The organism is Frankia alni ACN14a, assembly GCF_000058485.1.
Taxonomy (GTDB): Bacteria; Actinomycetota; Actinomycetes; order Frankiales; family Frankiaceae; genus Frankia; species Frankia alni.
The window spans coordinates 3,556,578-3,582,539 of the sequence record NC_008278.1 but is presented as its reverse complement, the minus strand read 5'-3'; the positions used below and the strand labels follow the sequence as shown (position 1 = coordinate 3,582,539).

The window sequence follows — 25,962 nt, the reverse complement described above, 5'->3', positions numbered from 1 at the left end:
GCGATGGCGGCGGCGCGGGTGACGCCGAGCGGGCCGGTGGCGGCCTCGGCGGCGCGGGTGACGGCCCGGCGGCAGGCCGCCTGCCGCCTGCCGCCTGCCGCCTGCCGCCGGCGTTTTCGCAGGTATGGCCGGGGAAACAAGCAGCAATGACGACCGAGGGTGTACGGACGGTAGGAGTCGAGGAGGAGTTCGTCCTCGTCGACCCCGACCGGCACGCGGTGCGCGCCGCCGCCTCGCGGGTGCTGGCCCGGGGGGACCGCGACGGCGCCGGCGGGCCGCCGGGCGGCGCGGATCCCGACGGGGATCTCGACGGTGATCTCGACGTCGAGCTGACCCGCGAGCAGGTCGAGAGCGGCTCGGCCCCGCACACCAGCCTCGCCGGGCTGCGCGGATCGCTGGTGGGGCTGCGTCGCGCGGCGGCGCGGGCCGCCGAGGCGGCGGGGGTGGCCCTCGCCGCCACCGCGACCTGCCCCACGCCGACCCGGCCGACCATCACCCCGAAGCCGCGCTACGAGCGGATGCGCGGGGAGTTCGGGCTCACCGCCCGCGAGCAGCTCACCTGCGGCTGCCACGTGCACGTGGCGGTGCACTCCCGCCAGGAGGCCGTGGGCGCGCTCGACCGGCTGCGGCCATGGCTGTCCGTGCTGGTCGCGATGACCGCGAACTCGCCGTTCTGGCAGGGGGCGGACAGCGGCTACGCCAGCTACCGCACCCAGGTGTGGCAGCGTTGGCCCACCGCCGGCGCCACCGGCGCGTTCGGTTCACCGGCGGAGTACGACCGCGTCGTCGACCTGCTGATCCGCACCGGCGCCGCGATGGACGACGGAATGATCTACTTCGACGTCCGGCTGTCGCACCACTACCCGACCCTGGAGCTGCGGGTGGCCGACGTCTGCCTGTCCGTCGACGACAGCGTCCTGCTCGCCGCGCTGGCCCGGGCGCTGGTGGCGACGGCGGCGCGCCAGTGGGCGGCGGGCGAGCCGGTCCCGACCGTGCGCCCGGAGCTGCTGCGCGCCGCGGGCTGGCGGGCGTCGCGCCACGGGGTGTCCGGTGAGCTCGTCGACCTCGAACGCGGCGAGCTCGTCCCCGCCCGGGCGCTGGTCGACCGGTTCGTGGAGTGGGTGGGCCCGGAACTGTCGGCGACCGGCGACGGTGACGCGGTCGCCGCCCTCGTCGACAACCTGTTCGCCCGGGGCACCGGCGCGGACCGCCAGCGCGCCGCCTACGCCCGCCGCGGCCGCATCGACGACGTCGTCGACCTCGTGATCCGCGAGACCACCACCATGGCCTCCCCCTGACCCACGCGACGGCTCAGAACCCAGGGCTCGGGGCTCTGGGTCGTGCGTCCGCCTGTGATCTGGTTTATCCACGCCCAAGGACCCGGTAGCCCCCTCCCCCTGCGCGCCCCCGCCCCCGCCCCCCTACCGGTCACGGAACGTAGTCGTCGACGTGACCCGGACCCGCCCTCCGGGCAGAGTCCGAGCCCACGCGCGGAACGGTTCCGCGGAACCGCGTGATCATCGAGGTCGCGTGCCTCCGCACGCCACAGAGCGCATGTGGACGCGCGCTCCCGGGCTCGGGGAACGGTCAGGGCCCGGGTTCAGGGGCCGGGGCGGAACGAGGCGAAAATCGTACGCATCTGGCCGAGGGCGGCGTCCCAGCCCTGCTCGGGCACGCGCCAACGCAGCCCGTAGCCGTGCCCGTTGCGGACGACGCCGAAGTCGAGGACGTGGATGGTCTGCCCGCCGGAGGTGAACGTGAACTCCCAGATCGCGGCGCTGGTCCCGGCGCCGCCGTCCGCGGGCCGGATGGACAGGCGGCGGTAGCCGGCGGAGCTCCCGCGGACCGCGGGTTCCTGGTCGTGCCAGGCGCCGATGGCGGAGGGACCCGCCTTCGCCTGCACCTCGATGAGCAGGTCCGGGTAGCCGGACGGCGCGGTGGTGATCACCCGCCCGTTGCCGCGCTCGGAGGTCCGCCAGCCGGCGGGTAGCGCGGCCGACCATCCGCTGCTGTCCCGGTGGGTGGTGTACCCGTCGGGTGCCTCCGCGGGGTCGGTCGTGTCCGGGATGAGGGCGCCGAGGTTGTCGCCGGCCGACGACACGGCGGGCGAGGCGGTGGACGGCGCGGACGGCGTGCCCGCCGGCGTCGGGCCGGTTGCGGACGGCGACGTCGTCGGGGACGGCTTCGACCCTGCCGTGGCCGTCGCCGAGCTGCGCGGTGCAGGCGTCGGGGCGGCGGTGGCCGGCGATGTCGTGGCGGCAGCCACCGGGGATCCGGGTGAGCCACCGCCCGCGAGGACCAGGCCGAGCACGATCGCCACGGCGGCGATCACCACGGCCGCGACCCCGGCGAGCACCGCGATCCGCCGCCGACGCGCCGGCCCGTCCGGGTGGTCACGTGGCGCGGCCGGGTCCCGGCGCGGCGCAGCCCGGTCCCCGCCGGACGCGGCCGCATCGAGCCCGCCGGCGGCCCCGGACCCGGCCGCATCGACCCGGCCGCCGGCGCCGGACCCGGCTGCATCGAGCCCGCCGCCTTCGGAGGCGGCGGCCGGACCCGCCGCAGCGGCCTGGCCGGGCTCGCCCGCGGAGCCGGGCCGGGCAGCCCAGCTCGCCCCAGCGTCGAGACCAGCCGGCCCGACCGGGCCGGGCTGGTCGGCGCCGTCAGGCCGATCCGCGAGACCAGGCCGGCCGGTGGGGGCCGGTGTACCGGCTGCGGAGGGGGGCGCGGCCGGACTCACGTTCGACGCCGGCGGCGGGGCCGCGCCCCCCAGGCCGTTCGCGCCATCCGGGCCGTCCGGGCCAAGCTGCGGGATCTCCACGAGCGTGCCGTCGAGGGTGTGGTCGGTCTCCTCCAGCCGGTCGGCGATCTCGCGGAGCCGGCCACGGGCCTCGGCGAGCGACGGCCGCCGCGCCGGATCGGAGTCGAGCAGCTCGGTGAGGATCCCGCGCAGGGGGCCGCTGTGCTGGAACGGCCGACGCCGGTCCTCCACCACGGCCGCGAGGATGGCCAGGGGGCCCTCGCCCTGAAACGGCGGCACCCCCTCGACCGCCGTGAACAAGGTCGCGCCGAGCCCCCACACGTCCCCGGCGGCGCCGACGCGGGCGCCGCGGGCCCGCTCGGGGGCGATGTAGGCGGGCGAGCCGACGAGCGTCCCCGCCTCGGTCAGGGTCGCGTCCCCCTCGGTGACGGCGATGCCGAAGTCGGTGAGCCGCGCCTGCCCGTCGTTGGTGACCAGGACGTTGCCGGGCTTGACGTCGCGATGCACGACACCGCCGCGGTGGGCGGCCTCCAGGGCGTAGGCGAGGCTGACGCCGATGCGGGCCACCTCCAGCGCGGGCAGCCGCCCGGCGGCGCGGATGAGCTCGGCGAGCGAGGTGCCGTCGACGTACTCCATGACGATCCACGTGTGGTCGTCGGTGTCGAGGACGTCGTAGACCGTCACCAGGCCGGGGTGACGCAGCCGGGCCGCGGCGCGGGCCTCGCGCAGCACCCGTTCGCTGAGCACCGCCCGCTCGGCCGGGGACGCCACCGCCGGTCGCCGGACCTCCTTGATGGCCACCCGACGGCGCAGCAGGGTGTCCTCGCCCTCGCGGACGACGCCGCCGCCGCCGCTGCCGAGCACCCGCCCGAGCCGGTAGCGACCGGCGAGCCGACGTTCCTGGCCCGTGGCGCGATCGGTCGCCATCGCTCGCACAGCCCCCTGATCGTGAGGATTTCTCCGCTCTACCCATCCTCTGACGTGGAAACCGGAAAGATGGGGGAAATGGCGCGCAGAGTTCGCCCACAATCCCACAGCCCCGGTCAGGTCGGGCCCGGGCCGGCACCGCCGAGGCCAGGCGGCCACCGCCTTCGGCCCTGACGGGAGGCCCCCGTCGCGGCGCAAACCGTCCCGTCCGGCTGGGCGGGCCAGCGCACCGGGTGCCCATCGGTGCTGCGGCACGGGGCCCGGACGGAGCATGCCCGCACCCCACCGATCACGCACAGACACCGAGATGTCCGGTCGGCGGCGGCGATGACGGCGGGACGACGACCTGGTCGTGCGCTGGCACCGCGCTGGCGCGCCGTCCGGGCGTTGTACAGCGGCGCGCCCGTGCAGCAGGGTGGAGGCCATGCCGAAGCACGTGCCGCCGCGGCCCGCGCCGTCCCGCCCTGCGCCGCCCCGCCCTGCGCCGCCCCCGGCCTCCGCCGCCCTGGTCCCCGCCGCGGCGGATCAAGCTGCGGCGGATCAAGCTGCGGCGACCGCGTTGCGCCGCGCTTTCCGGCGTCACGCCGCCGGGGTGACGATCGTGACGATGAACGGCGCGCAGGGCCCGGTGGGGTTCACGGCGACGTCGGTGGCGTCGCTGTCGCAGAGCCCGCCGCTGGTGTCGCTGTCCCTGGCGGCGGGCTCGTCGATCGTCCCGGCACTGCACGCGGCGGACACCCTGGTCGTGCACCTGCTCGCGCACGACCAGCATGACCTGGCCGCCCGGTTCGCGGCGCCGGGCGCCGACCGGTTCGCCGCGCCGACACGATGGCGCCCGCTGGGCACCGGGGAACCGCTGCTGATCGACGCCGCGGTCTGGCTGCGCTGCCGGATCCGACAGCGGATCCCCGCGGGCGACCACTGGCTGGTGGTGGCCGAAGTGGTCGAGAGCCGGGCGGGGCGGTCCGTCGCGCCGCTGGTCTACCACGACGGCGGCTATGGCACGTTCGTCGGTGCCGCCGCCGGCGGCCGAGGAGACGGCGGCGGCGGGAGCGGCGGAGGGAGCGGCAGCGGCAGGAGCGTCGGCGGCCCGCCCGCCACGGACGACGGCGACCTGGGCATCCGCGCACGTCAGGCGGCTCGCCCGGTCCGGCCGGGTCGAACCACGTCCACAAAGGGCGGGCGATGACGGTTTGTCTCCCCGTCGACGGGCACACAACCGGCACGCACGAGGCACCGGACGCCGACGAGGAGGGATTCCCGATGAAGATCCTGGAACGCATCAGGGGCGACGTGCGACGGTTCCGGCTGCGGCGCCGGGAGCGGGCCGCGCATCCCGACCGCAACCCGCGGTACTGATCGCGCGGCACCACCAGCACGGCCCCGGGCGCGGGGTGGGAGGGCATCACCCCTCCCACCCCGCGCCCTTCGTCTCTCCGATGGCCGCCAGCTCGCCTTCATGATCTTTTCGAGGTCGCCGGCGATTCGTCAACAGCGTTGATTATCTTGTGGTTCCCGAGGTCCGATCCTTCCGGCCGCGCCGGTCCGGATCCGCCAGGGGTACCAGCCGGCGCTCCCCGAGGGCCGTGAGCGCGGCCAACGGGCGGGTGGCCAGCGTGAACAGGACGGCCAACGCCGGGCGGTGCTCGCGGACCAGCTCCGGGCCGATCCTGGCCATCACGGCGGTGAGCCCCGGCAGCGGGCGACCGAACAGGGTCACCTCGGCGATGCGGTCCTCGGCGTCGAGGCGGAGCAACTGCGCCTCCTCGAACTCCTGGCGTCCGCAGCGGCCACGGTAGAACAGCGCCCGCGTCCGGCCGTCTGGGTCGGTGACGACGGTGTGGTACTCGATCGCGTCGATGACGTCGAAGGCGGCGTGCAGCATCTCCTGCGCCCGCGCCCGCCCGCGGAAGCGGAACGCCGCGGTCAGCGGCGAGATGACGACGACGTCATCGGCCAGGCAGGCCGCCGCCGCGGCACTGTCGAGGGCCTCCCCTGCGCGCTGCCAGCGCTCGACGACGTCGACGGGCTCGAGGGGATCCGCGGGAGCGAAGGACATCCGGTGTCTCCTCTTCGCGCCGGCCGGCCGGCCCCGACCGTCCGTCGATGTGATCGCCGCCACGAAACGATACGCCGGGCGCCGACCCCACAGGACGCGGTCGAACGCCCACTCCCCCTGCTGCCGGGCCCGGTCGAACCGGCTCACCACGGCGAACTCCTCCGCGACGGCGCCGTGCTGCCCTGATCACCGTGCTGGCACGGAGGTTGACCGGCCGGCGGGTCCTTCTGCCCCACGCAGGGCGACCCACCCGTTCGGGGGCCCTCGGCAGGCCCGGCCGGGCACCACCGTCGGAAGCGCCGGCAGCCGTCCTCACCTGCCATCCCCTTTTCCCTGGCCGGCGGAGGGTGGCGCAAACGGGCTACACCCTTTCCGTGAGCTCTTTCCGGTAGCCACTTTCAATCTTCACCCCTAGGTCCATGGCGGACCAACAACCTGCGCACCGCGCACCGTGACGGGCCGAAATCCGAGAAACTCGTTGATTGAAGCCCGAAAGGGCTCCGTTCGACCCGTGCGGACGGCCCTTGACACGCCTTCACGCTGACGAAGGTTGCGCCACCAAGGGCGCGACTTCGATCGCAGTTCTGCCCGAGGGTCGCCCCGGACGTCCTTCGTATCGCTCCCCACCGCGGGGTACCCCGTTCGTCGGCGATCTCGCCTTACCCTCTCTGAACTGGTGTTTTGCCTCGGACGGCGGACGAAGTACGTGCCGTCGACCCCGTCCCGCACTCCGAGCGACGCCGTCTGCACGCGTGTGCATCTTCTCGAGTCGAAGCAGGCGGGGAGCCCAATCTTCGTCCCGAGCCCACCGCGGTAAGGTGCAAATGCCCAGATTTCTGGATGACGTTGCCGGGAGCTCAAAGTAATGCAATGGATCACACGCTCTCATCTGAGAGCGGGCGCTCGAACGATCGGCGCCGTGGCGGCGACGGGATGTCTGACGTTGGGTCTGCCCGGCGTGGCGTCAGCGACCCCAACGCCGAACAAGGATGCCGGACTGGTGACGCTGGTTCAGGGGCTGCCGGATATGAAGGCGGACGTCACCATGGACGGGCAGACCCTCATCAAGGACCTCGTGGCCAAACAGGTGGCGGCGCCGACGCCGCTGGTCGCCGGGGACCATCGCGTCGAGATCCGGCCTGTCGGTCAGGCGGCGAGCGCGGCGACGCCGGTCGCGACCGACGTCGCCGTCCGCCCGGGCACCCGGCTCTCGGTCGCCGTGGGTCTCGACGCGGCGGGCAAGCCCCTTGCGCGGGTCTACGACGACAGCACCAGCAAGAACTGGCCGGCCAACACGTCGGCGATCGTCGTCCGCGACGTCGCGGCGCTGACGAGCGGCCAGATCAAGATCGACGGCAAGTACGTCGGCGACGTACCGAGCGCCGGTCAGGTCGTCCACCTCTTCCCTCCCGTCTCGCCCGAGGTCGCCGTCAACGGCGTCACCTGCCTCATCACCGGCAAGACCAAGGACGGCCTGCCCTGCGTCTACGTCGGTCCGCCCGTCGTCGGCGTACCGGGTGTCGGCACTCCGGGTGTCGGAGGCGTGGACGTGCCCTGCGTCACCACCGACAAGACGAAGGACGACCTCCCCTGCGTCGGCGGCGTGCCCGGAGCCGGGGGCGTGCCCGGAGCCGGCGGCGTGCCCGGAGTCGGCGGCGTGCCCGGAGTCGGCGGCGTGCCCTGCGTCACCGACAAGCCGGTCACCGACAAGCCCAACGGCATCCCCTGCGTGCCCGGTGTCGGCGGCGTTCCCGGCGGCGGCACGCCAGGCGGTGGCGTTCCCGGTGGCGGCGTTCCCGGTGGAGGCACCCCAGGCGGTGGCGTTCCCGGTGGCGGAACCCCAGGTGGCGGCGTTCCCGGCGGCGGCACGCCAGGCGGTGGCGTTCCCGGTGGCGGCGTTCCCGGCGGCGGCACCCCAGGTGGCGGCGTTCCCGGTGGCGGCGTTCCCGGCGGCGGCACCCCAGGTGGCGGCGTTCCCGGTGGCGGCGTTCCCGGCGGCGGCACCCCAGGTGGCGGCGTTCCCGGTGGCGGCACCCCAGGTGGCGGCGTTCCCGGCGGGGGCACCCCAGGCGGGGGGACGCCCGGTGGAGGTACGCCGGGCGGCGGCACGCCAGGCGGGGGCACGCCAGGGTCGGGGGGGTCGCACACGGTCACGGTGACCGACACCACGGGCAAGCCGCTGGTGCCGGCCCAGACGGTGCCGACCAAGCCCGGGTCGACCACCAACCTGTACATCGTCGGTGGCCCCGGCTCCTACAGCTGGCTGTCCCACCAGGCCGCGAACTCGCCCACGTCGGTCAACGCCGGCAACAGCGGGCTGGCCGCGGATGACGATCACCCGCCCGTGCTGGCCATCGGCGCGCTCGGCCTCGCGGTCGGGTCGGCCGGGGTCCTGTTCGGGTGGCAGCGCCGCCGAGCGTGGCTGGCCCGCCGACAGGGATGATCGAACATCGCCGACGAACGGCGACCGCCGGTCCGCCGTCCGAGGACGACACGGACGGACCGGCCGCGCCGGCCGCGGGCCAGGAGCCGGTGCCGGGCGGGCCGGATCGGCCCAGGTCGCCGGGCACCCGGCTGGCGCGGACCCGTCGACGTCGCCGTGGCCGCCGCCTGCTGGTGGTCACGGCGACGGTCGCCGGCGTCGTCGGCGGCAGTGGCATGGCCGGATGGGTGGCGTCGAGACCCCCCGCCGACGTCGGTTCGCTCGCCGCGGGTGCGACGCCGGCCGCCTCCCCGGGGGCGGCGGCGTTCGCGAGTTCCACCCGAACGGGCGCCGCGGCGGGGACCGCGGCGCCGTCGCCGTTCACCGATGCCCAGACGGTCCAACAACGCCGGCCGACGGCCGTCGCCGCGGCGAGCCTGGGCATCTCGGCGCCGGTGACGGTGGCCTCCGTCAACGCGACCACGCGCGCGCTCAACGTGCCGGTCGACCCGGCGATACTGGGATGGTGGGCGGGAGGCGCGGCCCCGGGCGCGTCCTCGGGGACGGTCGTGCTCGCCGGGCACGTGGACTACAACGGCCGCCCCGGCGCCCTCTACCCGCTCAGCCGGGTCGAGACAGGGGCCCTGGTCGAGATCACCAGCGCCGACGGCACGAAGCACGACTACCGGGTGGTGACCCGCCGGCACGTCGTGAAGACCAGGTTGGCGGACACGGGTGTCTTCCGGACGGACGGCCCGCCCCGCCTGGCCCTCATCACCTGCGGCGGCGCGTTCAACACGACCACACACAGCTACCGCGACAACCTGATCGTCCTGGCACTTCCCGTCTGAGCCGGCTTACCGGCTGCCCGGGTGGCCGGGTGGCCGGGTGGCACGCCCGGACGGGCGCAGGCCCGCTCCATCACACGCTGGTCGCTCCGCCCCACGCCGGACGCCGCCGGGTCACGCATCCTGGACCTGGCCTTACTCGGCGCATACCCGCAAAAATTGTGCGTAAACGGACGAATCCCTAGTGTCTCGCCCATGAGAACGCGGATGTGGAGACGGCGGATCCTGCTGCCCTCGATGATCGCGGTGAGCACGCTGGTCGGCCTGACGGTCGGGGGCGCCCCGGCACGGGCGGCGACGTGCCCGGCGACGGGGACCAGCAGCGACGACGGATCGTCGATCACCTGTGTCACCTCCCCCGTGGCCGGCGACGCGCGCCTGGTCGACGTCACGATCCACTCGACGGCCATGAACGCCGACGAGTCCGTGCGCCTGCTGCTGCCGACCTCCTACGACACCCAGCCCGACCGGACCTGGCCGGTGCTGTACCTGCTGCACGGCGGGGCGAGCAGCAGCGACATGGCCTCCGACCACACCGACTGGTCGGAGAACACCGACGTCGAGAGCCGGACCGCCGGCCGCAACGTGATCGTCGCCATGCCCGACGGCGGCAGCGCCGGGTGGTACAGCGACTGGGTCGGCGACCCGGCCCGCTGGGAGACCTTCCACACCGTCGAGCTGCGCCAGCTCCTCGAACGCAACTACCGGGCCGGCTCCGACCGGGCGATCGCCGGCCTGTCGATGGGCGGATTCGGCGCGCTGTCCTACGCGGGCCGCCACCCCGGCGACTTCAAGGCCGTGGCCGCCTACAGCGGCGTCGCCCACCCCTTCGGCGACCCTCAGGGCTTCCAGATGCTCCTGGCGGGATCCGGGAAGGACATCAACGCCCTGTGGGGCGACCCGACGACCACGTCCGGGGCGGCGACCTGGCAGCAGCACGACCCGTACTACCTGGTCGACAACCTGGCGTCCATCCCGGTCTACATCTCCTCCGGGGACGGCACCCCGGGCCCGGACGACGACGACCCCGGCCTGGTCAACCTGGAGACGACCACGAACACCCAGAGCCAGGCGGTCGCCCAGCACCTCGCCGACGCCTACGTCGCCGCGCACCCCGGGGCGAGCGGCGATCCGCTGCTCACGACGCACTTCTACAGCCCCGGCGTGCACACCTGGCCCTACTGGTCGCGCGAGCTCGACGCCTCCCTGCCCACCCTGCTCACCGCGATCGACGCCTAGCCGTTCGCACGCGGGCGGCCCCGGTCGCGGTGCGTTCTGCACGGTCTGGGCCCGCGGAGATCTCCTACGGCCGCGAGTGGACAGGCCCCACCCGTCCAGGCCGCGTCCGGTCCCGCGACGGCGGTGTGCTCGCCGCCCGGTAGGCGGCGAGCAGGTGGGAGCCGATGAGGGCGTTGCCCCGCGCGGAGGCGTGCAGGCCGTCGGGGGCGAACAGGGTCGGGTCCGCGCCGAAGCGCCGTGACACGGCGGTCCGCAGGGTCACCGGCGTGCCGCCGGCCGCGGCGACCGCCGGCGTCTGCGCCCGTTCGAGCAGCAGGCCCAACAGCCAGAGGACCTCGCGCAGCGGCGAGCGGACGGCGGAGATGACGCTCAGGTCGGGCGTGGTGCCCACGATCACCCGGGCACCGCCGCGGCGCAGGTCGGTGACGGCGCCGGCGAGGTGGCGGGCGGCGGCCGCCGGGGAGGTCCGGTTGCGGATGTCGTTGACGCCGATCGAGATGACGGCCAGGTCGGGCGCCGCGGGGGCGACCCGGGCGACCTGGGCGGCGAGATGCTCGGCCCGGGCGCCGTCGCGGGCGGCGCTGACGACGCGCACGTGCCGGCCGCCCCCGTCACCGACGCCGTCACCGAGGGCGCGGGCCAGCCAGCCGCCGAGGGTGTCGTCGTAGTCGTGCACGCCGGTGCCCTGGGCGCTGGAGTCGCCGAGGATCCCGAGGGTGAACGGCGGATGCGTGGGGTTGCCGTAGTACTCGCGCACCGGCGGCGCGGGGGTGGTCAGCGGCCGCACCCGGCCGTCGGCCGCGCCGCCCTGGTACAGCGCCAGACGCCACACCCCGACGCCCGCCCCCACGAACGCGCCGCTGCCCGCGGCCCCCGCCGACAGCAGCAACCGGCCTCGCCCGATCATCGCTCCCCCCTCCGGCCACCGACGGGTGGCACGTCCCCCGGCGATCGATCCCCGCCCGCGGCGCCCGTGCCCGCCCGACCGGCGACGCTCGTCACCGGCGGGTCGAACGGACCCGCGACGCGAGGCCGGCGACGTCCCGCGGGCCGTGCTCGGCGAACGCGACGCGGACGGCGGACAGCGTGCCGCGGGCAGGCCCAGATTTTACCCACGGCAGTCGTCACCGCCAGCCGATCCGCCAGCACCGCCCACCAGTGCGGCGCAGCGCCGGAGAGGTACTTCCGATTGGGCGAACGCCGTCCCCGGCCCCCGATCCTCCGCCGCCGTCGCCCCGCCGCGCAGCGGGGCGACGAAGGTCACCACGCCTGCCCGCGGAATACCCGAGACGACCACACGACGCTGTTTACCAAGCCGTAACGGAGAATCGATCCCCTGCCTCCGGACAGATATGGTTTGCTTCCCTCATCCCTCTCGCGGCGGAAACGCCCGCCCGGGCGGGGCACGCGGATCCGGTCCAGATACCGCGTACGGACCGGCGAGCCCGTGAGCGGCGACGAACGTGCCGCCTCGGCGCCGGCGACCTCGGCGACCCGGCCACCCCGGCTGCTGCGGTGACCCCGGCTGCTGCGGCCGTTCTGCCGGATCATCGGCCTGCGCTCGGCGCTCGGCCGGCGCTCGGCGCCGACCCTCACCAGGTCCGACCCAACACCGGCCACGGCCCACCACCTGCCGCGGACACGAACACGGACACGGACACCATCGGATCCAGCCCATCCCGAATCTGGCACACCCCGGACCCCGCCCTGCCCTGCCCTGCCCTGCGGCGGCCGACCGGCGCCCATCCCTCCATCCACGCCCCACTCCCGCGGACGGATGCAATGACCTCACAGAATTCGTCGACGGTCGCCGACCTCACCATCCTCCCCCTGTCACCGAGGTTCGGCGCGGAAGTCGGCGGAATCGACCTCCGAACGGATCTGACCCCGGAACGGCGCGCGCTGCTCCGTACACTTCTCTTTGAACACGGGGTGTTGGTCTTCCGGGATCAGGCGCTGGACACCGCCGGTCACGTCGCGTTCGCCGAGGCGTTCGGCCAGATCCTGGTGTTCACCAGCGTCGTCGACCCGGAGCCGGCCCGCCCCGGCGTTCACGAGGTCCACGGCGGCAGCGTCGGCTGGCACTTCGACGCCAGCAGCCTGCCCGCACCGCCGGTGGCCACGGTCCTGCGGGCCGTGCGCGTGCCGGCCGAGGGCAACGACACCCTGTGGGCCAGCGGCGTGGCCGCCTACCAGGCGCTGACCCCCGAGCTGCGCGCGCTGGCGACCGGCCGGTACGTCACCCACGGCCGCGGGGTGGTGCGCGGCCCCGACGACGAACGCCCCGTCGTCGCGCACCGGCTGGTCCGCCGGCACCCGCACACCGGCGAGCACTACCTCTACATCAACCTGCCGGACTGGGACAGCCCGCTGATCCTCGGGATGAGCCCGGACGACAGTGACGCGCTGGTGGCCGAGCTGCGCGCCGCGTACCTGCGCCCGGAACACCAGATCCGCCTGCACTGGACGCCGGGGACGATCGTGCTGTGGGACAACCTGGCCGTCCTGCACAGCGGCACCGGAGAACACGATCCCGACACCCGCCACCTCGTGCGGATCTGCCTCGCCACGCTGCACCCGTGACCACCCCGGGCGGACCGCGGGGATCGCGCGGATCGCGGGGATCGCGCGGATCGCGGGGATCGCGCGGATCGGCGCCTTGACATGAAGTCGGGTTCAGCATCCAGGCTGGGTACACGTGATCGGATGACCACCGCGGCACCCGACGCGACGCCCGGAGGAGACCCACCCGATGCCACCCTCGACGCCGCCGATCGCCCCGACGTCGGCCGCCCCGACGTCAGCCGCCCCAACAGCAACCGCCCCGGCTCCCACCACCACGTCGACCACCGCCCCGGCACCCACCGACGACGCCGCCCGGCCGCTCGCGCTCGCCGTGATCGTCGGCAGCGTGCGGGCGGGACGGCTGGGGCCGGCGGTCGCCGGCTGGTTCGCCGGCCACGCCCGTGACCGTGACGACATCCACCTCGACGTCCTCGACCTGGCCGCCTTCCCGTTGCCCGCCGACATGGCCGCCGCCCCCGGTTCGCCGCCCGAGCGGCTCGTCCGCGAGCTCGGGCAGCGCCTCGCCGCCGCGGACGGGTTCGTCGTCGTCACCCCCGAGTACAACCACAGCTACCCCGCGGCGCTGAAGACCGTCATCGACACCTACCGCGAGGAGTGGTTCGCCAAGCCGGTCGGGTTCGTCTCCTACGGCGGGGTGAGTGGCGGCCTGCGGGCCGTCGAACACCTGCGGGCCGTCTTCGCCGAGCAGCACGCCGTCACCGTCCGCGACGGCGTCAGCTTCCACGGCCCGAACGCCGACGACTTCACCGCGGACGGCCCGGCGGGCGGGGCGGGCTCGCCGGCGTACGCCGCCGCCACCCGTCTGCTCGACCGGCTCGGCTGGTGGGGCCGGGCCCTGCGCCACGCCCGCGCCACCGCCCCCTACGCCGCCTGAGCCACCGGAGCCACCGGAGCCACCGGAGCTATCGGAGCCATCCCTGACCGCGACCCCGCCACGGGGTCTACGTCGATCGCCGCCTGCTCCAGCGGCACCGCGCCACGGTCCGTTGCGCGCGCCGCGGCGGACGACACGGTCGGGGTCCGTCGCCCCCGGACCGGCCGGCCGGGCGCCCTTGCGCGGCCGAGTGACCGCGCCATCGCCGACCACGGGACATCACAGCGTCCAGATCACGGCCTGGGGCACGAAGGCCCCGGCGACCGCCGAGCTTCCCACCACCGTCTGAGCCCCGGTGATCGCCGCGGCGAAACTGTAGTCGCCGCCGAGCGTGCCGAGATCGGTGGTGGTTCCCTGGTACCAGCGGATGGCGTGGTCGTTGCCGGCGGTGTTGAGCGCGGTCGCGCAGACATATCCCCGCGCACTGATGCCACCCGGATCGACGCGCAGTCCGAAACCCGTGATCCGAGTGCGCCGGCCCCGGCTCCAGACGAACGCGTTGATCTCCGTTCCGATGCTGCGCACCAGGATTTCGCCGTTGTCGTTGATGCCGACCGCCTCACTCTGCTGGTCGCCGGAAAGAACGCCCAGATCACGCAGCACCCCGCGCTCCCACAGAAATGCCCGACTGCCCCCGCCGACAGTCTCACTCGTCCCCGCCACCTGGCCGCGGGCGTTCAGCCCCACCGCCCGGCTCCAACCTCCGCCGAGGGTGCCGACGTCGTGGATGCGCCCGTCCGACCAGACGAAGGCATGGTTTTGACCGGTCGCCGTCGCACTGGTTCCGCAGACCTGCCCATGGTCGTTGACGGCCACGCCCTCGCTCGACGGCCCGCCGAGCGTCCCCAGGTCGGTCATGACATTGTCCGCCCAGAGGTAGGCGTGCCGGTCGCCGCCCGCGACGCTGGAGGTACCCACGATCCGCCCGCGGGCGTCGACGCCCGCGGCCTGGCTCCACCGGCCGCCCAGCTCGTCGGTCCCGCCGAGGTAGCCCAGCGGCTGGTGACGGCCGTGGGCCCAGCGGAACGCCTGCCGGGTGTAGTGGCTGACGAGATCGCCGACGACGACGCCCGACTCGTTGATCGCGGTGGGGCGGCTGCTCTGCGGCAGCACCCGCAGCACGCCGGCCCGCCAGACGAAGCCGCCGACCTCGAACGCCGAGCGCTGCCAGAAGCCCGCCACCAGGCCGTCGACGTTCCCGCAGACCACCTGGCCGGGTCCCACACCGGTGGGGTCGGGGATGGCTGTGGCGGCCAGCGCCTGTGGGCCGGTCCGCTCCCGTGCGGACGGCTGCGCGGGGAGCGTCGCGGGCCCGCCGCCGCGGCCGGCGACTCCGTCGAGGACCGCGCCGGACCGCAGCCTCGAAGGAAAGCTGTTCCGGATCCGGCTGACCGGCAGGGCGGGCGTCAGAGCTGACAGGAGGCCTGCCTGTACGAACGCGCGTCGATTTTCCACCCGGGTTCCCTTCAAGCCTGTCGGCGACGTAACCGTCGATGCGTGGACGGCGTCGCGTTCAGCGATCCCCCGCGCTTTCCCGACCCGCCCTCCGGGTCGGCACTATCCCATCGGGACGATCAGACGGCCGGCAGCGACACGACCCCGGACCCTGGAGCCGGGTCCGTTTCCGGGAGATCGAGAGAATTCGGAGCAGCGATAACATCTCGCTGACCAGACTTTAACCGGGCGCTGGTTGGCCGTAGGAGGCGGTAGCGCACCCGGCCGCCGTCGGCATGAATCGTCGCCATTCCCCCTCGGAGTGGGCGGACTGCGGACATCGCGGCCTAGATGGTTACGATTCGCAGGGCGTCTCCGGCACCCTCCCGACGAACCGTCCGCTCACTGAAGAGCAGTTGCTCCGCCCTTGCCAGAAGATCCTGCGGTATCACCAGCAGAACCATCGGATACTGGAGTTCAAGCTTGACCAGGAAGGGCTGGAGCCGCTGGATCTCGACCACCGTGTGACCGAGCTGGACCACGCCGACCACGCCGCCGTCCAACAGGACCAGCCCGTCGGGGACGGGCACGCCGGGCCTGACCGCGTCCATGTTCTCCACGTGCCACTGACGAGCGCTCACCCAGCCGCGCACCTGCGTGCCCACCACGCCCTCCTCCTCGATCCGCAGCCGGGCCCTGGCCACCAGTGCCTGGTGGATGACGCCCATGGGATGGGAGACGGCGATGGGCACGGTGTCCAGATCGGCCCGGATGACCAGGTGCACCCCGGTCGGCGTGAGGTGGACGAGTCGTCCCTGATAGGTGAGCGCGTGCTCCGCGTGGACGATGCCCGCGCTTTCCCACCGCCGCACGACCGCCCGCACGGCGTTCCTTGTGATTAGTCGCTGCGGATCCAGGAGATGCGGGATGTCCGATTCGAAGATGGCCACCATATCGTAGATCCACTCCAGCGCGAACAGGTCACGCCGGTTGAGCCGGATGGACCCCTTGTCCGCCCTGGTCCGACGCTGGATGTCGGCCATATGCGGTTAGCCGGCGAGCGGCGGTGGAGGCGGCGATGGGGGCAGAAAGTCGACCCCGCCAGGAGGGGGCTTGCAAGACGGTTGTGATTTCCGGTTCATAGCCGTGACTATACCTGAACCAGCGCCTTGGAATGAGCTTCCCCACCCGCCCCTCGGGGCACCGGGAAGCGCTGCACGAGAGGCAATTCATTGAATGAGACACACGGCTGGGACAGTGTCTGTAGATTGCCTGGTCACCGCCCTGCCGGGGTCCGCCCAGCAAGAACGTATCCACCCAGAATTGGACTCTCACCCAAGAAGGACGGTCCGGTCGAACGTCGGATCCGGCCACGGTGCGCGCGCCCGCCGGTCCCGCCGGTCCCGCCTCCGCGGTCGAGCGTGGCCCGGCCGCGCGAAACCGACGCGGTCACGACCCCGGGAGTGCGAGAGCGAGTGCGGCAGTGAGTGCGGGAGGAAGCGAGCCTCGGCCGGCCCGGCCGAGGGCTCCGGGAGTCAGATGGCGACGATCTGCAGGCTGTCGCCGGCGCGACCTCGCCGATCGCGACGTTCACGGGAGAGAACGCCCTCGGTCCTCGGCAGAAGATCCTCCGGAATCACCACCAGGACCACAGGATATCGGAGCGCGAGCTCAGCCAGGAAGGGCTGGATCCGCTGGACCTCCACGACCGTGTGACAGACCTGAACCACCCCGACCGTGCCGTCATCCAGGCAGACCAGACCATCGGGATCAGGCCCGGCGGCCCGCACCATCGCCACGTTCTCCACCTGCCACCGGCGGGCGCTCACCCAGCCGAGCACGCGCGCGCCCGCCACGCCACGCACCTCGATCCGCAGCCGGGCCCGCGCCACGAGGGCCTGGTGGATGACTCCCATGGCGGCGTGGTCAGCGGCCGGCCCGGTGTCGAGATCGGCCCGGATGACCAGGCGGGTCCCGGCCGGCGTGAGCTGCACCAGTCGACCCTGGTAGGTGAGGGCATGCTCCGCCGGGACGATGCCCGCGCTCTCCCACCGGCGAACGATCGCCCGCACGGCGTTCCTCGTAATCGGCTTGTTCGGATCCAGTAGATGCGGGATGTCCGATTCGAAGATGGCCGCCATATCGTAGATCCACTCCAGCGCGAACAGGTCACGCCGATTGAGTCGAATGGACCCTTTGTCCACTCGCGTCCGGCGCGGGAGGTCGCTCATCCCCGGCTAGCCGGCAGACGACGGCGCCGGAGAAACGAGGCAACCCGGTGGGGACTGCCGAGCAGGTGGCATCTGATCCATGCGCGGGATTGTACCCGGCCAGACACCAGGGAATGCCCCCACATCGCCACCCCTGAAGCGACGGAAGAGAGCCGCTCCCAGGCGGTCGGTCACCGCGCTACGCGGCCCTCCAGAACTCCGACAATGGCTGTACTCCGCCCTTCCACCGACCGGAGAAATCCGTATTCAGACAGATGGCTGCGCAAAGTTTGCTTTGCCTGCGGAAACGTCGGGCTCGGCGAGCCCGGGCCATCGCCGCGGCGACGATGACCGGCCGGACGTGGCCGGGCTCCGGTTCGCCGCAGCACCCACGGAGCGTGGCGAGCGCTCACAGCCAGCCCTTGCGGCGGAACACGACGTAGAGGATCGCCGCGGACAGCACGAGAACGAACAGGTCGACGGAGAATCCCCAGCTCTCGCCGCTGCCCGGGTAGGGGACGTTCTGGCCGAAGAAGCCGGTGATGAGGGTCGGCACGGCGATGATCGCCGCCCAGCCCGTCATCTTCTTCATCACGAGGTTCAGCCGGTTGCTCTGGATCGTCAGGTTGGTGTCCAGGATCGAATTGATCATGTCACGCAGGCTGTCGGTCCACTCCGTCGCACGCAGCACGTGGTCGTAGACGTCCTGGTAGGCGGAGACCAGCCCGTCGGTGACGAGCCCGGTGTCGCGGCGCATGAGGCTGTTCACCGCCTCACGCATGGGCAGGATCTCCCGGCGGAGCTGGACCAGGCTCTTGCGCAGCTCGAAGCTGCGCCGGTGCACGGTCCCCTCCGGCACGTCCTCGTCGAAGAGCATGTCCTCGAGGTCCTCCAGGGCGCCGTCCAGCGCCTGCACGGCGGTGAAGTAGCCGTCGACGACGACGTCGATGATGCCGTGGACGAGGTAGGCGACGCCGTGCGCGGCCAGGTCGGCACCGTGCACCCGGCGCAGCACCTCGTCGAGGTCGAACGTGTCGTCGCCACGCACGGTGACCAGCGTCCGCCCGGCGATGAACGCGGAGATCTCCTGGCTGACCAACTCCCCGGAGGCCACGTCGAGGCGCACGGCGTAGGTGTTGAGGAACAGGTGGGTCGGGTAGCGGTCCAGCTTCGCCCGCTCGCCGGCCGACAGCGCGTCCTCGACGGCGTGCGGGTCCAGGCGCAGCTCGTCGGCGACGAGGTGGAGCTGCTCGGCGTCCGGGGCGCACAGGTCCAGCCAGACCACCACGTCGTCCTGCCCGCGGAAGCGATCGACGTCGGAAAGGGGGAAGTTCTCCTCGGTCAGCACGCCGCCGCGGAACGCCCGGGTTCGCGCCGCGCCGCCGCGGGGGTGGCCCGCCGCCTCGTCGCCACCGGCCGCCGCCTGACTCGCCGGACCCGGCCGCCCCGATCGCCTGTCCGCGTCGAGGCCGGCGTCGGGACCGGGACCGGCGTCCGGGGCGGGACCGGCGTGGGCGCCATCGCCCACGCCGGTGTGGGGCGGGGGTGTGTCCGCCAGACCCACACGTCCGGATCCGCCCTGATCGACCATGGCCGCCACCGCCTTTCGCCTGCGTGCGGCCCCGCGACCGCTCCGCTGCGAAGGCGGTACCCAGGTCGGCCCGGTCACTCCCGTCGCGCACTGGACCGATCTGTCAACAAACCGATGCCGGTGTGCGCCTGCCGCGGGCGGTGGGGACCTCAGCGCACGTCGCGCGGGCGGAACTGGACGCTGATCCGGGGACCCACCGGGCGGGCCGACTTGGGCACCGCGTGGTCCCAGGTGCGCTGGCAGCTTCCGCCCATGACGATCAGGTCGCCGTGGCCGAGTTCGAAGCGCAGCGCCGGGCCGCCGCCACGCGGGCGCAGCAGCAGCGGCCGGGGGCAGCCCAGCACGACGATCGCCACCATCGTGTCCTGCCGGCCACCGCGCCCGATCCGGTCGCCGTGCCAGGCGACGCTGTCCCGGCCGTCGCGATACAGGCACAGGCCCGCGGTGACGAACCGCTCCCCCAGCTCGGCCGCATAGCGCTCGTCGAGCGCGTCGCGCGCCGCGGCCAGCGCCGGGTCGGGCAGCGCCTCGCCGCCGCCGTAGAAGGCCAGCAGCCGCGGGACGTCGACCACCCGCTCGTACATGGAACGCCGCTCGGCCCGCCAGGGGACCCCGTCGCGCAGCCGCTCGAACAGGGCATCCGCCCCCTCAACCCAGCGCGGCCGCAGATCCACCCACGCGCCCGCGGACAGCACACGCCGGCGCACGGCCCCCGCGAGCGGACCGACCTCGACCGACGCCGCCGCATCGAGCAGCGACGCCTGGAACGGGGCGACCTCCACCGACCCAGACTATCAAACACCCGTTCGATCGGGGCGGGTGCGGGGCAGGAGCACCAGCGTGACGAGAAGGGCGGCGGCGGCGAAGAACGCCCCGGCGAGGAAGGCGTCGTGGAAGACGTCGGCCCGCGCCTGGTGCACCAGCGCGGGCACGCCGTGCGCCCGGTCCGTCCGCTCGGCGAGGTCACGGAAGGCATAGGTGGCGGCGACCGCCAGGCCGATCGCGCCGCCCACCTCCTGGCTGGTGTTGATCAGGCCGGCGGCGAGACCCGACTCGTGTTCGCGGACGCCGGTGAACGCCACGACCTGGATCGGCACGAAGGACAGGCCGAGCCCCAGACCGGTACCGAGGAAGGCGGGCAGCAGGTCGACCGGGTAGGAGGCGTCGACGGGCGCTCGGAACAGCAGCAGCATGCCCCCGACGGTGAGCAGCAGCCCGATCATGAGGACCAGTCCGACGGGCACCCTGGTGACGAGCTGTGCGGCGATTCCCGCGCCGACCGCCACGATGACCGCGAGCGGCACGTATGCCAGCCCGGTCCGCAGCGGCGAATAGTCGAGAACCTGCTGCATGAAGAGGCTGGCGAAGAAGAACAGCGTCACCACGTTGCCGAACAGGAGCACCGCGGCGAGGTTCGCCGCGCGCAACGACGGCCGACGGAGAATTCCCAGCGTGATCAGTGGATCGCGGGCGCGTCGCTCGATCAGCAGGAACGCCCCGAGCAGCAGCGCGGAGACGGTGAATCCCGCCGCGATGAGCCCGACGGGCGGATCGGAGTCGTCGACGGTCTGCCCGAGAGAGAAGATCAGCAGGACCAGGCCGGCGGTCAGGGTGACCGCGCCGGCGAGGTCGAACGAGGAGCTTCGCCGGTCGGCCCGGCTCTCGTTCACCACGCCTGGCGCGAGCAGCGCGCCGAGCAGGCCGATCGGCACGTTGATGAAGAAGATCCAGCGCCAGCCGGGGCCGTCGGTCAGCAGGCCGCCGAGGGTCACGCCCGCCACGGACGCCACGCCGCTGAGCGAACCCCACACGCCGAGCGCCCTGGTGCGTGCGGGCCCCTCGGGGAAACTGCTGGTCAACAGGCTCAGCGCCGAGGTGGCGAGGAACGCCGCACCCAGGCCCTGCAGCCCGCGCGCGACGATGAGCTGGACCGCCTCCTGGGCGAACCCACCCAGCAGGGAGGACAGCGCGAACAGCGTCAGCCCGGTCTGCAACATCAGGCGGCGGCCGTAGGTGTCCGCGAGGCGTCCGCACAGCAGCAGGAATCCACCGAGCACCATGCCGTAGGTCGTCACCACGTACGGTAGACGTGTCGCGGAGATGTCGAGCTTGTCCTCGATGGTCGGCAGGGCGACGTTCACGATGGAGACGTCGAGGAAAGTCATGAAGCCGGCAATGCTGAGAAAGGCGAGGATGAGCCCGGGCCGGCGGCCGGACCCGGTCGGCGGAGAAGAGCGGACGACCGTGCCCCGCACGGATTCCGGAATGGACATGAAAGTGCTCCTGCTTCGGCGGCGCGCAACGGCGCACAACGGCGGACCGGAGGTTCGGGGCCCCCGGCACGAGCCAGTTCGACAGCGTTGGTCGAATGCATCGCGAAGCTAGCATTCCGGCTACATTAGGAACCTAGAAGAAAGCCACTATCCCGGAGGTGACCGTGCTCGACCCGCCCCAGACCCGGCCGTCCCCGGCCGCGCCGGCGACCGCGCTGCACCCGCAGCAGGCATGCCCCGTCTCGCCGGTGGTCGACATCGTCTTCAGCCGCTGGACCACTCCCATCCTCTGGACGCTGCACACCTTCGGCCGGCAGCGGTTCGTGGAGCTGGAGCGGCGGATCGGCACCATCACGCCCAAGGTGCTCACGCAGCGGCTGCGCCAGCTCGAACGCGACGGGCTGGTGGTGCGCACCTACCACCAGGAGGTGCCCCCGCGGGTGGAGTACGAGATCAGCGAACTCGGCGTCAGCCTCGCCCCGCTGTTCGCCGCGCTTGCCGGCTGGTCGCAGGCCAACGTCGACCGGGTCGAGCAGGCCCGGCGGTCCTTCGACGCGGCGCAGCAGGACCGTATGGATCACCGTCGGTAGCCGCGCCTCCGCGCGCCGTCCGGTCGTCCCGGCGTCGTCTTGGTGAAAAACAGGACAACTCCGGCCACGTAGGGTCGCCGGCCTTCTACTCTGACGGGGCACCGGGTGGAGGAGTCATGCGGACCGAACGTCGCGGGAGTCGGGCAGGGTGAGGTACGGACTCGGAGTCGATCTCGGGACCACCTTCACCGCGGTGGCCGTCGGTCATCCCGTCTCCGCGGGTCTCGGCCGCTGGGGCCACACCGAGATGGTGAGCCTGGGCAGCCGCAGCGTCGCCACCCCCGCCGTGGTCCACGCCGGCCCGGACGGCCGCCTGCTGACCGGCGAGGCGGCCGTGCGCCGGGCGGCGCTGGCGCCCGCCCACGCGGCCCTGGGGTACAAGCGCCGGCTCGGCGATCCCACTCCCCTGATGCTGGGCGAGGCCCCGTTCTCCCCGGCGGCGCTGCTGGCCGCCTCGCTCGGCGACACCGTGCGCGCGGTCACCGACCTGCAGGGGGCGCCGCCGGAGACCATCGTCCTGAGCCGGCCGGCCGTGTGGGGCCCCTACCGGATGAAGCAGTTCGACGAGGTGGCGCGGCTGGCGGGGGTCGGCGACGTGAGGATGGTGACCGAGCCGGTGGCCGCCGCCACCCACTACACCGCCGTCCGCCCGCTCCCACCGGGAGCGATCATCGCCGTCTACGACCTGGGCGGGGGCACGTTCGACACGGCCGTCCTGCGGTTCCGCGCGGGCGGAACGGAGATCCTGGGCCTGCCCGAGGGCGTGGAGTGGCTCGGCGGCCTCGACTTCGACGAGGCCGTCGTGCATCACGTCGACCGGGAGCTGGGCGGGGCCGTCAGCGACATCGATCCGCAGGACCACGCCGGTGCCGTCGCGCTGGCCCGGCTGCGGCAGGAGTGCGTGCTCGCCAAGGAGGCGCTTTCCTTCGACGAGGAGACCGTGATCCCGGTGTTCCTGCCGACCGCCCGCGCCGAGGTGCGGCTCACCCGCGCGCGGTTCGAGGACATGGTCCGCCCGGCGATCCACTCCACCGTGGACGCGCTGCACCGCACCCTGAGCTCCGCCGGGGTCGAGCCGGCGGACCTGTCGGCGGTCCTGCTGGCCGGCGGTTCCTCCCGCATCCCCGCGGTGGCCCGCACGGTCGAGTCGGCCCTGGGACGCCCGACCGTCGTCAACGCGCACCCCAAGCACCTGGTGGCGCTCGGCGCGGCCCGGATCGCCGCCCAGCTCCTCGAACCGGCCACCCCCCACCGCGCCGCCGCCGGCACGCTCCCGCGACCGACCGCTTCCCGCCGGCCCGCCACCACGCCGCCCCCACCGCCTCCTCCTTCTCCTCATCCACCGCCACCAGCGCCGCTGCCACCACCACCAGCGCCACCGCCACCAGCGCCGCCGCCGGCGTCCTACCTCCCCGTGGTCGTCGGTCGTCCCACCCCTGGATCCGCGGCCCGCGGGTTCGCGGGCAGTGCGCCGGCCGGGCCCCTGCGCCGGCCCGCGACGGACCCCGCGGCCTCGTCCCCCGATCATCACCGACGCCCGGCGGTGATCGCGGCCCTGGTCGTCACCGTCCTGCTGCTGGCGGCACTCGTCGCCGTGCTGCGCGGTCAGACCGGATAGGAGGCGTGTCTCCTTGGCCACGACCTCCTGCATCCGCTGACCACCACCCCGGCCGCGGCTGCCTCCGGCCAGTCTTCACACCACGCGTGACCGGCAGAGCACGACGATGCCTCAACCCGAACCCCAGTCGGATGATCTTGGTGTTCCGCGGAACCGCGCCAGCACCGAGGGTTGGGCTCCGGCGCAGCCGACCGGCACCAGCCGTCACGGTGCTCCCGCACACCATCCCGCGATCACCACCAGCTACGCGCCCACGGCAGGAGCCTGCGCCATGACACCGTCCGCTCCCGCGGGGCCGCTCGACCCCGGCGCCTCACTCGCGCCCGGCGTGCTGCGGGTGGCCGCCGAGCTGCCCTCCGCCGGCCCCCGCGGCGGCGACCTCACCCCGGTGGTGGCGTGGATCGGCGCACAGGTCGGAGCGGAACTCGTCGTCCTGCGGGTGCTGGACCCACAGGATCCGTGGGAACACCGGTGGTCGAGGCCAGGACGGGCAGACGGTCCCGCGGCCGCGACCGTCACCTCGGCGCACCCGATCCGCCATCACGGGGTCGAGGTCGCCACTCTCCTCGTGACCCTGACCGCGCTCCCTGAGCTGGACGACCGGCGACGCCTGGACGAGCGGCGACGCCTGGACGAGGTCGCGGCCGTGCTCGGCGTCGTCATCGCGGGTGCGGCGGCGCAGACCGGGGCGCGTGCGGCCCGCCGCTGGGGTCAGGACGTGCTCGCCTGGATCGCGGACGCCCGCCAGCGTGCGGCGTCCCGGATGGAGAGCGAGCGCCACGCCCTCGAACGGGATCTGCACGACGGCGCGCAGCTACACCTGGTCTCGCTGCAACTGGCCGCCGCCGTCGTCGAACACCGGCTGGCCACCGCCACCACGGACGAGGACACCGCCACCACGGCGGTGGCCGATCTCGGCGCCCGGCTCGACCGCACCCAGCAGCTGCTGGTCGACACCGCGGCGGGGATCACGCCCGTGCCGCTGCAGGCCGCCGGCCTGGCTCCGGCACTGGCGCTGAGCTTCCGCGAGGCGCACAACGTCACGTTGGACATCAGCGCCGACGTCCGGGCCCGCCGCTATCCGCCGAGCGTCGAGAGCACGGTGTACTTCACCTGCCTCGAGGCGGTGAACAACGCGCACAAGCACGCACCGGGCGCCGCCGTGATCGTCGCCGTCCGCAACACCTATCAGGGGCTGTGGTTCGAGGTCGCCGACGCCGGGCCGGGCCTGGCCGACGCCGCCAGCACCGGCCTGGCGCAGCTTCGGGCCCGACTCGCCGCGGTGGGCGGCTCGCTGCACGTCAGCTCGGCACCCGGGGCGGGCACCAGGGTCGCCGGCACCGTGCCCCTCTGAGCGCCCCTCCGAGCGCCCCTGTGCACTCACCGCCGCGGAGCCGGCGGGACGTGCCGGACGTGCGGGGCCGGCGGGACGTGCGGGGCCGGCGGGAGCGGCGGAGGGCCGGGATCGTCGTCGCCGGCGAGCCGCTGCGGCAGCCAGATGTCGACCAGCGCCGCGCCGGTCGGGGACGCCTGGCAGCGCAGCCCCCCGCCGAGCGCGGCCAGCAGCCGGGCGTCGTCGGCGAGGGCGGCCCGCAGTCGCTGCGCCGAGCCGGCCGGGTCGCACACCCGCACCGCGAGGCGCTCGCCGACCCGGGAGAAGTGGACCGACAGCGGCGCGTCGGCTGTCGCGGGCACGGCGGCGAAGACCACCGCCGTCGCGTGGTAGATCCCGGACTCCACCTCCCAGCCGACCCGCCGCCCGAGGTCGCCGGTGCAGTGCACCCGCCGGGGCAGGCTCGCGGCCAACTCCCCCAGTGCCGCCGCCGTCCCCCGGCTGCGCAGGGTCGAGGGGTGCACGGCCCGCACCACCGTGCGAAAGTCGTCGATCAGGTCGTCGACGGCCGCCCGAAGTTCGCGCAGGGTGGCCAGGGTCCGGCTGGGCTCGTCGCGGGCCGCCGCGGCGAACTCCCGCCAGCGCAGGGTCACCTCCGCGAGCCGGCGAGTCGTCCCGGTCAGCACCCAGCCGGCCAGACGGTGCCGCTCGACGTCGAGCACCGCGGCAAGGTCCGCCTCGACCGTCGCCGCCCGCCGCGCGAGGCCGGCCGCGTGGACCGCCTGCTCCCGCTGCGCGGCGTCCGCACGGACCTCGCGCAGCAGCAGCGCCACGCAGTCGGCCGTCTGGGCCAGCAGCTCGGCCGGCACCGCCGCGGCCGTACCGTCCTCCCCGTCGGTGACGACCAGTTCGCCGACCTGCGTTCCGCCGTCGCGGACCGCGGCGACCGCCCGCACCCCCGGTCGGCCCGGCCCGGCGTTCGCGACGCCGTCGGGCGGCGGGTCCTCGGGCAGCCAGAGGTTCGCCTGGCCGGTGCCGGCGGCCAGGGCCAGGTTGCGCAGCAGCGGCGCGACCCGCTGCCCCAGGGTGGCGCCGGCGGGCAGGGGGGCGACATCCTCGGCGAGTACGACCCACGCCGGCCGCACCACCCCGGGCGGCACGACCGTCACCGGGAGTCACCCCAACGGCGGAGACGCGCAG

21 protein-coding genes are annotated in these 25,962 nt (G+C 73.8%); 11 read left to right on the top strand and 10 right to left on the bottom strand.

Translation table 11 applies throughout. The annotated features are described in order from the left end of the window. Positions 1 to 146: 146 nt before the first annotated feature. Complete coding sequence (locus tag FRAAL_RS14395; protein WP_011604442.1) at positions 147 to 1,298, top strand: carboxylate-amine ligase; 1,152 nt, start codon at positions 147 to 149, stop codon at positions 1,296 to 1,298. Between the two features lie 302 nt (positions 1,299 to 1,600). On the opposite strand, the gene FRAAL_RS14390 is transcribed toward FRAAL_RS14395, so the two are convergent. Beyond that, positions 1,601 to 3,685 (bottom strand): serine/threonine-protein kinase, encoded by a 2,085-nt coding sequence (locus tag FRAAL_RS14390; protein WP_011604440.1) that lies wholly within the window; start codon positions 3,683 to 3,685, stop codon positions 1,601 to 1,603. Between the two features lie 436 nt (positions 3,686 to 4,121). Between FRAAL_RS14390 and FRAAL_RS14385 the strand changes: the two genes are divergently transcribed. Both FRAAL_RS14385 and FRAAL_RS33015 read left to right on the top strand, forming a co-directional pair. Beyond that, positions 4,122 to 4,874 carry a flavin reductase family protein gene (locus tag FRAAL_RS14385; protein WP_372667045.1) on the top strand — a complete coding sequence of 251 codons (753 nt, stop codon included), beginning with the start codon at positions 4,122 to 4,124 and terminating at the stop codon, positions 4,872 to 4,874. Further along, positions 4,871 to 5,044 (top strand): hypothetical protein, encoded by a 174-nt coding sequence (locus FRAAL_RS33015; RefSeq protein ID WP_011604438.1) that lies wholly within the window; start codon positions 4,871 to 4,873, stop codon positions 5,042 to 5,044. The genes FRAAL_RS14385 and FRAAL_RS33015 overlap by 4 nt, the downstream gene beginning before the upstream one ends. Before the next feature lie 142 nt (positions 5,045 to 5,186). On the opposite strand, the gene FRAAL_RS14380 is transcribed toward FRAAL_RS33015, so the two are convergent. Then, positions 5,187 to 5,744, bottom strand: coding sequence for a nuclear transport factor 2 family protein (locus FRAAL_RS14380; RefSeq protein WP_041940538.1), 558 nt, complete (start codon positions 5,742 to 5,744; stop codon positions 5,187 to 5,189). Between the two features lie 1,000 nt (positions 5,745 to 6,744). Here FRAAL_RS14380 and FRAAL_RS35825 point away from each other — a divergent pair. The 3 genes from FRAAL_RS35825 (at position 6,745) to FRAAL_RS14365 (ending at position 10,253) form a co-directional block, all read left to right on the top strand. Beyond that, positions 6,745 to 8,187, top strand: a complete 1,443-nt coding sequence (locus FRAAL_RS35825; protein ID WP_308205979.1) for a DUF4397 domain-containing protein — start codon at positions 6,745 to 6,747, stop codon at positions 8,185 to 8,187. Continuing rightward, entirely contained in the window at positions 8,184 to 9,017 is an 834-nt protein-coding gene (locus FRAAL_RS30470; protein ID WP_050997124.1) for a class F sortase, read from the top strand. The genes FRAAL_RS35825 and FRAAL_RS30470 overlap by 4 nt, the downstream gene beginning before the upstream one ends. A 192-nt stretch (positions 9,018 to 9,209) precedes the next feature. Beyond that, the gene (locus FRAAL_RS14365; RefSeq protein WP_041939322.1) at positions 9,210 to 10,253 is read left to right on the top strand and encodes an alpha/beta hydrolase; all 1,044 of its coding nucleotides are present in this window, start codon (positions 9,210 to 9,212) and stop codon (positions 10,251 to 10,253) included. Positions 10,254 to 10,317: 64 nt separating this feature from the next. Here FRAAL_RS14365 and FRAAL_RS14360 read toward each other — a convergent pair whose 3' ends face one another. Continuing rightward, positions 10,318 to 11,160, bottom strand: a complete 843-nt coding sequence (locus FRAAL_RS14360) for an SGNH/GDSL hydrolase family protein (RefSeq protein ID WP_011604432.1) — start codon at positions 11,158 to 11,160, stop codon at positions 10,318 to 10,320. An 875-nt stretch (positions 11,161 to 12,035) separates the two neighbouring features. Between FRAAL_RS14360 and FRAAL_RS14355 the strand changes: the two genes are divergently transcribed. Further along, the gene (locus FRAAL_RS14355) at positions 12,036 to 12,836 is read left to right on the top strand and encodes a TauD/TfdA dioxygenase family protein (protein ID WP_011604430.1); all 801 of its coding nucleotides are present in this window, start codon (positions 12,036 to 12,038) and stop codon (positions 12,834 to 12,836) included. Positions 12,837 to 13,149: 313 nt separating this feature from the next. After that, the gene (locus FRAAL_RS14350; RefSeq protein WP_011604428.1) at positions 13,150 to 13,713 is read left to right on the top strand and encodes an NADPH-dependent FMN reductase; all 564 of its coding nucleotides are present in this window, start codon (positions 13,150 to 13,152) and stop codon (positions 13,711 to 13,713) included. 219 nt (positions 13,714 to 13,932) lie between these two features. On the opposite strand, the gene FRAAL_RS14345 is transcribed toward FRAAL_RS14350, so the two are convergent. The 6 genes from FRAAL_RS14345 to FRAAL_RS14320 form a co-directional block, all read right to left on the bottom strand. Beyond that, a complete protein-coding gene (locus FRAAL_RS14345; RefSeq protein WP_041939321.1) occupies positions 13,933 to 15,168 on the bottom strand; it encodes an HAF repeat-containing protein in 1,236 nt (411 codons plus the stop codon). A gap of 326 nt (positions 15,169 to 15,494) precedes the next feature. Continuing rightward, complete coding sequence (locus tag FRAAL_RS14340) at positions 15,495 to 16,190, bottom strand: hypothetical protein (protein ID WP_011604425.1); 696 nt, start codon at positions 16,188 to 16,190, stop codon at positions 15,495 to 15,497. Positions 16,191 to 16,682: 492 nt separating this feature from the next. Further along, positions 16,683 to 17,219: a hypothetical protein gene (locus FRAAL_RS14335; RefSeq protein WP_231861650.1), complete on the bottom strand. Its 537-nt coding sequence runs from the start codon at positions 17,217 to 17,219 to the stop codon at positions 16,683 to 16,685. 547 nt (positions 17,220 to 17,766) lie between these two features. Further along, the gene (locus FRAAL_RS14330) at positions 17,767 to 18,921 is read right to left on the bottom strand and encodes a magnesium transporter CorA family protein (RefSeq protein WP_231861649.1); all 1,155 of its coding nucleotides are present in this window, start codon (positions 18,919 to 18,921) and stop codon (positions 17,767 to 17,769) included. A 176-nt stretch (positions 18,922 to 19,097) separates the two neighbouring features. Then, entirely contained in the window at positions 19,098 to 19,730 is a 633-nt protein-coding gene (locus FRAAL_RS14325) for an alpha-ketoglutarate-dependent dioxygenase AlkB (RefSeq protein ID WP_011604422.1), read from the bottom strand. A 12-nt stretch (positions 19,731 to 19,742) separates the two neighbouring features. Beyond that, entirely contained in the window at positions 19,743 to 21,221 is a 1,479-nt protein-coding gene (locus FRAAL_RS14320) for an MFS transporter (protein WP_041939320.1), read from the bottom strand. A gap of 158 nt (positions 21,222 to 21,379) precedes the next feature. On the opposite strand from FRAAL_RS14320, the gene FRAAL_RS14315 reads away from it, so the two are divergent. The 3 genes from FRAAL_RS14315 to FRAAL_RS14305 all read left to right on the top strand — a co-directional run bounded on the left by FRAAL_RS14315 (position 21,380) and on the right by FRAAL_RS14305 (position 24,783). Continuing rightward, positions 21,380 to 21,811 carry a winged helix-turn-helix transcriptional regulator gene (locus FRAAL_RS14315; protein WP_011604420.1) on the top strand — a complete coding sequence of 144 codons (432 nt, stop codon included), beginning with the start codon at positions 21,380 to 21,382 and terminating at the stop codon, positions 21,809 to 21,811. A gap of 148 nt (positions 21,812 to 21,959) precedes the next feature. Further along, a complete protein-coding gene (locus tag FRAAL_RS35820; protein ID WP_011604419.1) occupies positions 21,960 to 23,429 on the top strand; it encodes an Hsp70 family protein in 1,470 nt (489 codons plus the stop codon). Positions 23,430 to 23,700: 271 nt separating this feature from the next. Further along, positions 23,701 to 24,783: a sensor histidine kinase gene (locus tag FRAAL_RS14305; protein WP_011604418.1), complete on the top strand. Its 1,083-nt coding sequence runs from the start codon at positions 23,701 to 23,703 to the stop codon at positions 24,781 to 24,783. A 26-nt stretch (positions 24,784 to 24,809) separates the two neighbouring features. Here FRAAL_RS14305 and FRAAL_RS14300 read toward each other — a convergent pair whose 3' ends face one another. Next, positions 24,810 to 25,931 carry a sensor histidine kinase gene (locus FRAAL_RS14300; protein ID WP_011604417.1) on the bottom strand — a complete coding sequence of 374 codons (1,122 nt, stop codon included), beginning with the start codon at positions 25,929 to 25,931 and terminating at the stop codon, positions 24,810 to 24,812. Positions 25,932 to 25,962: the final 31 nt, after the last annotated feature.